The sequence below is a fragment of the Desulfococcus multivorans genome (genome assembly GCF_001854245.1).
GTDB classification, from domain to species: Bacteria; Desulfobacterota; Desulfobacteria; order Desulfobacterales; family Desulfococcaceae; genus Desulfococcus; species Desulfococcus multivorans.
The window spans coordinates 3,682,977-3,695,111 of sequence record NZ_CP015381.1 but is presented as its reverse complement, the minus strand read 5'-3'; the positions used below and the strand labels follow the sequence as shown (position 1 = coordinate 3,695,111).

Annotated in this window: 6 protein-coding genes; all 6 read left to right on the top strand. The window is 61.8% G+C overall.

Translation table 11 applies throughout. The features are described from left to right. The first annotated feature begins 1 nt into the window (after nucleotide 1). Entirely contained in the window at nucleotides 2-1,120 is a 1,119-nt protein-coding gene (locus dmul_RS16135; RefSeq protein ID WP_040416305.1) for an NAD-dependent epimerase/dehydratase family protein, read from the top strand. After that, on the top strand, nucleotides 1,120-2,472 hold the full coding sequence (locus dmul_RS16130; RefSeq protein WP_020877852.1) for a UDP-glucose dehydrogenase family protein: 1,353 nt from the start codon (nucleotides 1,120-1,122) through the stop codon (nucleotides 2,470-2,472). Before dmul_RS16135 ends, dmul_RS16130 begins: the two co-directional genes overlap by 1 nt. Then, on the top strand, nucleotides 2,469-3,035 hold the full coding sequence (gene rfbC / locus dmul_RS16125; RefSeq protein ID WP_020877851.1) for a dTDP-4-dehydrorhamnose 3,5-epimerase: 567 nt from the start codon (nucleotides 2,469-2,471) through the stop codon (nucleotides 3,033-3,035). The genes dmul_RS16130 and rfbC overlap by 4 nt, the downstream gene beginning before the upstream one ends. Next, nucleotides 3,032-3,823, top strand: a complete 792-nt coding sequence (locus tag dmul_RS16120; RefSeq protein WP_020877850.1) for a nucleotidyltransferase family protein — start codon at nucleotides 3,032-3,034, stop codon at nucleotides 3,821-3,823. Before rfbC ends, dmul_RS16120 begins: the two co-directional genes overlap by 4 nt. Next, a complete protein-coding gene (locus tag dmul_RS16115) occupies nucleotides 3,820-5,103 on the top strand; it encodes an NAD(P)H-dependent oxidoreductase (protein WP_020877849.1) in 1,284 nt (427 codons plus the stop codon). Before dmul_RS16120 ends, dmul_RS16115 begins: the two co-directional genes overlap by 4 nt. 202 nt (nucleotides 5,104-5,305) lie before the next feature. Continuing rightward, a complete protein-coding gene (locus tag dmul_RS16110) occupies nucleotides 5,306-12,121 on the top strand; it encodes a malectin domain-containing carbohydrate-binding protein (protein ID WP_052018596.1) in 6,816 nt (2,271 codons plus the stop codon). Nucleotides 12,122-12,135 lie beyond the last annotated feature (14 nt).

Sequence of the window (12,135 nt, the reverse complement as noted above, 5' to 3'; positions counted from 1 at the left end):
GATGGAAAACCTGAATAGCGCTCACGACGTCGTTTCCCGGGATCTCGCCTATATCAGAACGGGCGCCGAAGCGGCATTCGATAAACTGGCGGGGAAAGCGGTCCTCGTCACCGGAGGGGCCGGCTTTCTGGGCTACTATCTGGTTCAGGCCATTCTGTCCCGGAACGGCGACGTCCCGGCGGATCGGCGAATCCGGCTCACGGTATATGACAATTACATTCGCGGGGTTCCCCAATGGTTGAAGGCATTGTCGGGAAATCCGGACCTGACCCTGGTCCGGCACGACATTACGGGTCCCCTGCCGGATGCGATGCCCGATTTCCAGTATATCATTCACGCCGCGTCCATCGCGTCGCCGATATACTACCGAAAGCATCCCATCGAAACCATGGACGCCAACGTCAACGGCCTCAGGCGGCTTCTGGAGTATTGCCGGCGCCAACCCGCGGAAAAAGCGGTGGAGGGGTTCCTCTTTTTCTCCAGCAGCGAGATATACGGCGATCCCCCGCCCCATCGTATTCCGACCGACGAAACGTATCCCGGTGAGGTCTCCTGCACCGGGCCGCGAGCCTGTTACGACGAGTCCAAACGGTTCGGAGAGACGTTGTCGGTCAACTTCGCCCGGCAATACGGCCTTCCGATCAAGATTGTCCGACCTTTCAACAATTACGGACCGGGCCTCAAGATCACGGACCGTCGTGTTCTGCCGGATTTTGCGCGGAACATTTTGAATGGGGAGGACATCGTCCTCCTGTCGGACGGTTCCCCCACCCGGACCTTCTGTTATGTGGCGGACGCCGTCATGGGTTATTTCAGGGTACTGGTCCACGGTCGCCCCGGGGAGGCCTATAATATCGGTGTCTCCACCCCCGAGATTTCCATGCGGGAGTTGGCCGAGAAGGTGGTCGGGTTGGGACGCGACCTCTTCGGCTACCCGGGTCGGGTGGTCCGCCGCCAAAGCGGAGACGAGAGTTATCTGACCGACAACCCGAATCGGCGGTGCCCCATCATTGAAAAGGCCCGCGCGGAGGTGGGATATTCTCCGGGAATCGAGCTGGAGGAGGGATTGCGGCGGATGTTGATCTGGTACGGCGACAACCGGAACGGGGAGGATGCCTGATGAACGTTTCCATTATCGGTACGGGGTATGTCGGCCTTGTGTCGGGCGTATGCCTGGCCGAGAAGGGGCATCGCGTCGTCTGCGTGGACATGGATGCCGACAAGATCGCCCGGATCAACGCCGGGATTTCGCCGATTTACGAACGGGGGCTCGATGCGCTGTTGCAGCGCAATATCGGGGGGAACCTCAGGGCGACCACGGACCTCGCGGACGCCGTACACGGATCCGAGCTGTCCATCATCGCCGTGGGGACGCCCTTTGACGGAGAAGAGATCGACCTCTCTCAAATCAAGGCGGCCGCAAGGGAGATCGGTGCGGTCCTCCGCGAGAAGTCCGGGTATCACGTGGTGGTGGTCAAGAGTACGGTGGTGCCGGGGACGACCGACGAAACCGTCCGTCGCGGCCTGGAGGCGGCTTCCGGAAAACGTGCCGGGGAGGCCTTCGGCCTGGGCATGAATCCCGAATTCCTGAGGGAGGGCGACGCCGTGGCCGACTTCATGAACCCTGATCGAATCGTCATGGGCGGTATCGACGACCGGAGTATTGAATGCCTCGATCTGCTCTATCGCCCGTTCGACGGCGTCGACAAGATCCGGACCACCTGTAAAACCGCGGAGATGATCAAGTACACCGCCAATTCGCTTCTGGCGACGATGATATCTTTTTCAAATGAAATCGGAAATTTATGTTCTGCATTGGGGGGTGTCGACGTGGTGGATGTGATGCGGGGCGTCCACCTTGACAAGCGGCTTTCCCCGATTCTTCCCGACGGCAGCCGGGTCGTTCCCGGGTTCACCACCTATCTGGAGGCGGGATGCGGATTCGGCGGGAGCTGTTTCCCAAAGGACGTCAAGGCCCTGATCGCTCACGGCCGCCGTCTGGGGCAGCCCATGACCCTCCTCGACGGGGCCGTAACGGTCAACCGGACCCAGCCCGATCAGATCATCAGATTGTTGAAGGACCATTTCAGGAGCCTGAAAGACATTCGGGTGGCGGTGCTGGGACTGGCCTTCAAGCCGGACACCGACGACATGCGGGAGTCGCCCGCCATCCCGGTGATCCAATGGCTTCAGGATGAAGGCGCCGACATTCATGCCGTAGACCCCGTGGCCGGGTCGGCGGCCCGGAAACTGTTCGGAGACCGGGGAATATCCTACCATGAACACATGGAAACCGCGGTGGTGGAGGCCGATGCCGTCGTTGTGCTGACGCGCTGGGATGTCTTTCGACGGCTGCCGGAGATCATCGCGGAAAGAACCGTTCAACCGCTGGTCGTCGACGGCCGCAGAATGATCGGAAGGGACGCCGTGGCCCGCTATGCGGGTATCGGCTACCGGGAGATGAATCCATGATTTTCGATGCGCTTCCCATTGAAGGGGCTTATGCTGTCCGACTCGAGAAACGTGAAGACGAACGAGGCTTTTTCGCCCGCGCCTGGTGCCAAAGGGAGTTTGCGGCCCACGGCCTCGCAGCGACGGTCGTTCAGACCAATATCGCCGGCACCCGCCGGAAAGGAACGCTTCGGGGCATGCACTATCAGTTGGCCTCCCATGCCGAAGCGAAACTGTTCAGGTGCAACCGGGGCGCCATTTACGACGTCATGATCGATCTTCGCCCCGATTCATCCACATTCGAATCCTGGTACGGGATCACGTTGAATGCCCGGGAAGATCGGATGGTGTATGTGCCGGAAGGGTGCGCTCACGGCTACATGGCCCTTGCCGATGATACCGAGGTCATGTATCTTGTATCGGAATTCTATAATCCCGACGCTGAAAGGGGGGTTCGCTGGAACGATCCGTTTTTCGCCGTATCGTGGCCGGCGGTGGAAAACGTCATCGTATCCGACAAGGACGGCAGTTGGCCGGATTATGCCGGTCGGGGGAATCTCCCGGATGAGGAGGGCGATCGGTGAAGCGGGTCGGCCTCGTCCCCGCCGCGGGTTCCGCGAACCGGATCGCTCCCCTGCCGTGCAGCAAGGAGATCTTTCCCGTAGGATACGGTAATGCCGGAGGGAAGGGGGGCCGGCGGCCGAGGGTCGCGTGTCAATCCCTGCTCGAAAAGATGGCGACGGCCGGCGCGAAGACGGCATTTATCGTTACGCGGCCCGACAAATGGGATATCCCTGCTTATCTGGGCAGCGGGAAAGGAATGGGGGTCGGCCTGGCCTATATCATGACGGATCCGACGCCGGGGGCCCCCTATACCCTGGACCAGGCCTTTCCGTTTGTAAACGACGCCCTGATTCTTTTCGGGTTTCCCGACATCGTCTTCGATCCGGACGATGCTTTTTTGCGGCTTCTGGGGCGGCAAACGGAGACCGATGCAGATATCGTTCTGGGACTGTACCGGGCGAGCAGACCCCATAAAATGGACATGGTTGCGCTGGATCCTTCAGGCCGGATTCGGGAAATCGTCATCAAACCCGGCGCTACCGATCTGACGCATACCTGGATTATCGCCGTCTGGACCCCTGTGTTTACCCGATTTATGAACGGCTTCCTGGCGGCGGCGCAGGCCGCCGACAAGAGACCCCCGGGCGAGCTGCATGTGGGCGATGTCGTCCGGACTGCGATATCCCAGGGGGTGAGGGCCGAAACCGTTGTGTTCGAAGACGGCCGTTACGTGGACATCGGCACGCCCGAGGACCTCTATTCGGCCGTCAGGGAGAATATTCAATCACTGGAGACTGAGAATACATGATTATTGTAGACACCGCTCTGGCAAAACGTGAGGCAGAGAACAATCCCGTTCGGGTCGCCGTGATCGGCGCGGGGTATATCGGCCGGGGAGTCGCGCTTCAGATCGAACAATACGTCGACGGCATGCGGCTTGCGGCCATATCCAACAGAACCCTGTCCAAAGCGCGTCAGGCTTATCAGGATGCCGGACGTGAGGCGATTACGGCCGAAAGCGTCGCCGAGGTGGAGGACGCCGTTTCCAGGGGACGGTATGTGATCACCGAGGATCCGATGCTGGTCTGCAAGGCCGACGGCATCGACGTGATCATCGAGGCGACCGGGGATGTGGCCTTCAGCGCCGAGGTCGTCCTGGCGGCGATCGAACACCGCAAACACGTCGTATTGATGAACGCGGAGCTGGATGCCACCGTGGGCCCCATCCTGAAGGTCTATGCGGATCGGGCCGGCGTGGTCATCACCAATGCCGACGGGGACCAGCCCGGAGTGATGATGAACCTGTTCCGCTTCGTGAAATCCATCGGCTACAACCCGGTGCTGGCAGGGAACATCAAGGGGCTTCAGGATTATTACCGAACCCCCGAAACTCAGAAGGCGTTCGCGGCGGAGCACCATATCAGTCCGAAGATGGCCACGTCCTTCGCCGACGGCACCAAGATATCGATGGAGAACGCCGTCGTCGCCAATGCCACGGGCTTCAGGGTCGGTCGTCGCGGGATGTACGGCCCCCGCTGCGATCACGTCCGGGAGGCGGTCAACCTCTTTCCGCTGGACAAGATGCGGGAGACGGGTCTGGTCGATTATATCCTGGGGGCCGAGCCCGGCCCCGGCGTTTTCGTTCTCGGCTACAACGACGACCCCGTCCGCCGGGGGTACATGCGGTATTTCAAGATGGGGGACGGACCGCTTTATGCCTTTTATGTGCCGTATCACCTTCCTCATCTGGAGGTTCATCTGACGGCGGCACGGGCGGTGCTCTTTCAGGATGCGGCCGTGACACCCCTTGCCGGTCCCGTCTGCGAGGTGATCACCGTGGCGAAAAAGGATCTGAAAGCGGGCGAGGTGCTGGACGGCATCGGCGGATTCACCGCCTACGGCATGATCGAGAATGCCGCGATTCAGCGGGGAGAGAATCTGCTGCCGATGGGGCTTTCCGAAGGCTGCCGGCTCAAACGGGATATCCTCAGGGACCGCACCATCGCCTATGAGGATGTCGAAATTCCGGAAGGCCGCTTGTGTGACAAACTGCGGCGTGAACAGGATGCCTGTTTTCCCGGTTCATGATTGCTGTTGTCGTTTTGGTCGGCATTTGAACGTTGTAACGCAACTTTCGACCTTCATGATGGTGACCGGCACCCGCCTATGAAGGTCGAAGGTTGAGATTGTAATTTTGGGATGGATGACAACACCGTGATGGTCACGCCGTATCCGATTCGGAGACGTCATGGGATCGGGTCTGAACGCATTATTGGGAAAGGAAGTTGAAATGGTGAAGTATACCCTCAGGGTTTTGACGGCTTTTTTCCTTCTGGTCACGGCATGCGGCCTGATCGGTGCGGGGGCGGCCGTCGGCGACGAGATTATCGACAACGGCGACCCCAAAACGGCCTTTACCGGCACCTGGGGGGTCTCCGGGGGGACAAATCCTTACGATCCCGTCGATCCATCCGCAACGGCCCTGTGGAGCCGGGACGGAGCGACGTATACCTGGACCTTCACGCCGACGGAGACCGGATCCCATGAAGTCCTGATGTGGTGGACGGCATACGCCTCCCGGGCGAACAATATTCCGGTCACCATCGAGAATGCCGTCCAGACCGCGACGGTGCCGGTCAACCAGCAGGCGGGCGGCGGACAATGGAACAGCCTGGGGGTTTACACTTTCGAGGCGGGGGTTTCCTACGACGTCACCATCACCGCCGCACCCGGCGGGAGCGCCAACTACAGCACCTGCGCCGATGCGGTTCAGATGAAATACCGGCCGGACGTCAACGTGCCGCCGACGGCGGTCATCGACGCTGTCGAGCCTCGCGCGGCCAGGCCGGAACAGTTCATCGGCTTTCAGGGGCACGGGATTGACGGCGACGGCGCCGTGGAAACCTATGAGTGGCGTTCGGACCTGGACGGCGTCATCGGCAATCAGCCATCGTTCACATCCGATGCGCTGACCCCGGGGACGCACACGATTTTCTTCCGGGTTCAGGACGATCAGGGCATCTGGTCCCAACCGGCGGCGACGCTGGTCGTGGTCCGGGACTGCGCGAAGCCGGTATCCATCATGCCCCTGGGTGACTCCATCACCTACGGCCTCGGCGAAATCAGCGATCAAAATCTGATTACGGGCTACCGGGAGCCGTTGTTCCGATTGTTGGCCGATGCCGGCTATTACTTCGATCTCGTGGGGGAGAGAAGCACCGGCCTCTATGTGACCCCCCCGTTTGACATTCATCACCAGGGGATTCCCGGGATCACGGATGCCGAGGTAGCCGCCGGCATCTACAACCGGCTGACGGCGTATCCGGCGGAGATCGTGCTGCTCCATATCGGCACCAATGCGCTGACGCCGGATCCGGGCGACGTGGAGCGGATACTCGATGAAATCGACCGGTACGAGGCTGACAACGACGTCGAGGTGGCGGTGGTGTTGGCGCGCATCATCAATCGGGAAATCAGCCACCTGGATACCACGCTGTTCAACGACAATGTCGCGGCCATGGCCGAGGCGAGAATCGCCCAGGGGGACAAGATCCTTCAGGTCGACATGGAAAGCGCGTTGAATTACGCTGTCGATATGTGGGACCTCGTCCATCCGCTCAATGTCGGATATGTCAAAATGGCCGGCAAGTGGATGGGCATCCTTTCCAGGCTGCTGCCCACATGTGCCGAATTTCCGCCGTTTATTTACAGTTCGCCCGTGACGACGGCGACCGCGGGTATGGAATTCCGGTATCCCGTCGGCGCTCTCGGCAGCCCCGCACCCACATTCAGCCTGACCACGTCGCCGCCGGGAATGGCGATCGACGCCGGTACGGGGGAGATCACATGGGTCCCGACCCCCGCCCAGGACGGTGTTCACGACGTTACCGTAGCGGCCGCCAATACGTTGGGTAACACCGTTCAGCATTTCAACGTGGACGCCGCCGCGGCGATCATCATCGACAACGGCGATCCCGGTACCGCTTTTACCGGTTCCTGGCCCGCGTCGGGGGGAGAGAACCCCTATGATCCCTCGGACGCCAACGCGACATCCTTGTGGAGCCGGGACGGGAGCACCTACACCTGGACCTTCACCCCCCAGGCCTCCGGAACCTATGACATCGCCATGTGGTGGACGGCTTTCACCTCCCGGGCGAGCAGCATTCCCGTCACCATCGAGAACGCCGTCCAGACCGCGACGGTGCAGGTCAACCAACAGGCCAACGGCGGCCAATGGAACAGCCTGGGCGTCTACACCTTCGAGGCGGGGAAGTCCTACGACATCACCATCACCGCCGTACCCGGCGGGAGCGCCAACTACAGCACCTGCGCCGATGCCGTCAAGATAGCCCCGGCGATCTCATCGGGACCGCCTGCCGTCACGACGCAGCCTGTCAGCCGGAGCGTGGCGCCGGGCGAGACGGCGACCTTCAGTGTTGCAGCCACGGGTACGGCGCCTCTGAGCTACCAATGGCAGAAAAACGGCGCCAACATTCCGGGTGCCTCCGGGAGTGCCTATACCACCCCGGCTGTGACCCTTTCGGACAACAATGCCCAGTTCCGGTGCGTGGTCAGCAACAGTGAGGGCAGCGCTATCAGCAGCGCGGCAACCCTCACGGTCACGGAAGCGACCGCGGTGCTTACGGCGTCTCCGAACCCGCTCGACTTCGGCGACCAGGCGACGGGTACCCCGGCGACCCGGGCCTTGACCCTGAGCAACACGGGGAACGTCGGACTTGCGGTGAGCAGAGTGGTCGTGGGCGGCGGAACAGGCGATTTCAGTTACGACGGCATGACGAGCTTCAGCCTCTCTCCCGGGGCGTCGCTCCCGCTGAACATTGAGTTTCAACCCACTGCGGTCGGGACCCGGTCGGCGACGCTGACCGTGACCCATGACGGCAACAATTCCCCCCTCGTTGTCAACCTGGCCGGCACCGGGTTCACGTCGAGCGGCGGGGAAGCGGTCCATCGCATCAACGGCGGGGGATCCGCCGTGACCACGAGCGGGATCGCCTGGAGCGCGGACGGGTATTATGCCGGTTCGACCCGTACCTACAGCGCCGCCAAAGCCATTGCAGGGACGACGGACGACGTGCTGTACCAGACGGAGCGGTACGGCAGGACAATGAGCTACAGCCTGCCGGTGGCGCCGGGAACCTATGCCGTTGACCTGCATTTTGCGGAGCTCTATTTCACCACCGCGGGATCCCGGGTGTTCGACGTGGATGTGGAGAACGGCCAGGGCAGCCTCGATAATCTCGACATCGTGGCGGAGACGGGGCCGAACACGGCGCTGGTCAAGCGCTTCGGCGAGATCCTGGTGACGGACGGCACCCTCGACATCCAGTTCGCCGCGTCGGCGGACAACGCCAAGATATCGGCCATCGAGGTTCGGGCCGTCTCCGGCGGCACATCCACGGCGGTGCTTACGGCGTCTCCGAACCCGCTCGACTTCGGCGATCAGGCGACGGGGACCCCGACGACCCGGGTCTTGACCCTGAGCAACACGGGGAACGTCGGGCTTGCGGTGAGCAATGTGGTCGTGGGCGGCGGAACGGGTGATTTCAGTTACGACGGGGCGACGAGCTTCAGCGTGTCCCCGGGGGCATCGGTCCCGCTGAACATCGATTTTCAGCCCGTCGCGGACGGGGAGCGTTCGGCGACGGTGACCGTAACCCATGACGGGGACAACTCTCCCTTTGTCGTCGGCCTCGTCGGCAGCGGGTTCACGTCGAGCGGCGGGGAAGCGGTGCATCGCATCAACGGCGGGGGATCCGCCGTGACCACGAGCGGGATCGCCTGGAGCGCGGATCAGTATTACACCGGTTCGACACGCACCTACAGCGCCGCCAAGGCCATCGCCGGGACGGTTGACGACGTAGTGTACCAGACGGAGCGGTTCGGTAAAGCGATGGGCTACAGCCTGCCGGTGGCGTCGGGAACCTATGCCGTTGACCTGCATTTTGCGGAGCTCTATTTCACCACCGCGGGATCCCGGGTGTTCGACGTGGATGTGGAGAACGGCCAGGGCAGCCTCGACAATCTCGACATCGTGGCGGAGACGGGGCCGAACACGGCGCTGGTCAAGCGCTTCGGCGAGATCCTGGTGACGGACGGCACCCTCGACATCCAGTTCGCCGCATCGGTGGACAACGCCAAGATATCGGCCATCGAGGTGCGCGCCGTCTCGGGCGGCACGTCCACGGCACCCGTCATCACGACGCAGCCTGTAAGCCGTAGCGTGACGGAGGGGGCGACGGCGACTTTCAGCGTGACGGCGACGGGCACGGCGCCTCTGACCTACCAATGGCAGAAAAACGGCGCCAATATTATAGGCGCCGCCGGGAGCAGCTATACCACGCCGGCGGTGATTTTGACGGACAACAACGCCCAGTTCCGGTGCGTGGTAAGCAACAGCGCGGGCAGCGTCACCAGCAACGCCGCGACCTTGACGGTCACGTCGAGCGGCGGGGAAGCGGTCCATCGCATCAACGGCGGGGGATCCGCCGTGACCACGAGCGGTGTCGCCTGGAGCGCGGATCAGTATTACACCGGTTCGACACGCACCTACAGCGCCGTCAAGGCCATCGCCGGGACGGTTGACGACGTGCTGTACCAGACGGAGCGGTTCGGTAAAGCGATGGGCTACAGCCTGCCGGTGGCGCCGGGGATCTATGCCGTTGACCTGCATTTTGCGGAGCTCTATTTCACCACCGCGGGATCCCGGGTGTTCGACGTGGATGTGGAGAACGGCCAGGGCAGCCTCGACAATCTCGATATCGTGGCGGAGACGGGGCCGAACACGGCGCTGGTCAAGCGTTTCGGCGAGATCCTGGTGACGGACGGCAGCCTCGACATCCAGTTCGCCGCATCGGTGGACAATGCCAAGATATCGGCTATCGAGGTGCGCGCCGTTTCCGGCGGCACGTCCACGGCACCCGTCATTACGACGCAGCCTGTCAGCCGGAGCGCAGTGGTGGGTTCGACGGCGACCTTCAGCGTTGCGGCGATGGGTACGGCGCCTCTGACCTACCAATGGCAGAAAAACGGCGCGAATATTTCAGGCGCCGCCGGGAGCACCTACACCACGCCGGCCGTGACTTTGACGGACAACAACGCCCAGTTCCGGTGCGTGGTGACCAACAGTGCCGGCAGCGTCACCAGCAACGCGGCGACCTTGACGGTTACGTCGTCCGCGACGGCCCCCGTCATCACGACGCAGCCGGCCAACCAGAGTGCGGTGGTGGGCGGAAAGGCGACCTTCAGTGTTACGGCGACGGGCGCGGCGCCCCTCGGCTATCAGTGGCAGAAAAACGGCGTCAACATTTCGGGCGCCGTCGGGAGCACCTACACCACCCCGGCCGTGGTCCTTTCGGACAACAACGCCAAGTTCCGGTGCGGGGTGACCAACAGCGCGGGCAGCGTCACCAGCAATACGGCGACCCTCACGGTCGTCAGCGGCACCACTCCCAGTGCGGTGATCCACGAGATCAGCCCCACCACCGCCCTGCCCGGTCAGGCGGTGACATTTTCGGGATCGGGAACCGACATCGGCGGCAGCATCGTCGCCTACAGCTGGTATTCCACTCTCGACGGCCCCCTGAGCAGCCAGGCGACCTTCACCACGTCATCCCTCTCCGAAGGGGTGCACACGATATTCTTCAAGGTTCGGGACAATTCAGGTCTCTGGTCTTCGGAGATCCAGTCGAAGGTGGAGGTCAGCGACACCCGGGTGCAGACGACGGAGCATATCTTTTTTGCACCCGCCTACGCCTCGGTGAACGCGATGGGCCTGATGAACACGACCCTCCAGAACATGGGGGCGACATACGCCAACGGCGTCTGGACCTACGTCAACACGGCGCGGAACAAGCGGTACGTGATGCATCCCGTCACGACAACGGCGCAGTTTGCCACCGCCCTCAAGACGCAGGATGCCCATGTGCTGTATTTCGGCCATTCCAATTACGGCAGCGGCCAGGTGTTCGCCACCAGCCAGGAGTTCAGGGATCAGGTGATTCAGGACATTCGGTATGTGGATGACGACCGGATTCTGAATCTCTCTTCGCCCATCGTCAACCTCAGTGTCAGCGGCATGCGAACCGGCCAGGCGTATCCCCATTGGTGGCCGGTGTACAAGGATGGGACCAGCGCCCTTGCGCCTTACGTGAAGGGGGATCCCAACGGCGATCCGGCCTATAACTACTATCCCACCTACCAGATCCCCGGCGATCCGACTCATTACAAGATCGAGACGGTCAAGAACGGCGCCATCGAGCGCTTCGCGGACTGGGACGGCCCGGCATGGTACGATCCCGACGGGGACACTCCCGACCCTGACAACCCGAACCACGACATGTACTACATCACCAATCCCGAACCCTGGTCGCCCTCTTTCGAGCGCGTCGGGAATTGGGTGGACACCGACACCCTCTCGAACTTCTATCAGGAAAACTACGAGTATTCGTCGCCCGGCACCGGCGCCGACACGGCGAGATGGATGTTCAGGACCACCAGGTCCGGGAACTACAACGTCTATGTCTGGTACCCCGCCGCGTCGGGCAATGCCTCCAATGCGCCCTATACCGTCAATCATGCGGACGGGAGTACGACGGTGACGGTGAATCAGCGGACCAACGGTGGAAAGTGGAACAGGATCGGCACGTTCCGATTCGGGATCAATGCCTACTCGGTGGTGTTGAAGGACAACGCCGACGGGAACGTGGTCGCCGACGGCGTAATGATCGAGCCTGCGGACAATCCTTCGGACGCGCGTTTCCTCGACAATGTCGATTATCCCAAGCGGCATTACGGCTACAAGACCCTGGTGAAGCGGAAGGCATTGGCGGTTCCCAAGTCGGAGATGAAATACGCCCGATTGTTCTATTCCGGATGCGACAGCGGCCACTACTATACCGACACGTTCCAGCGGGGAGTCTTCTTCTACTCCCTCAAATCCACGTCGGACGGCGAATATGCCGTAGCGGCATACCTGACGGCCTATGTCAACGGCGCCAGCGACTACGAACTCTGGGAGATCATTCAGGCGATCGAGCCCTATTATGATTACTACGATTTTACGAAACCGCCCTCGGAACAGTGGTAAGCGGTCGACAATGG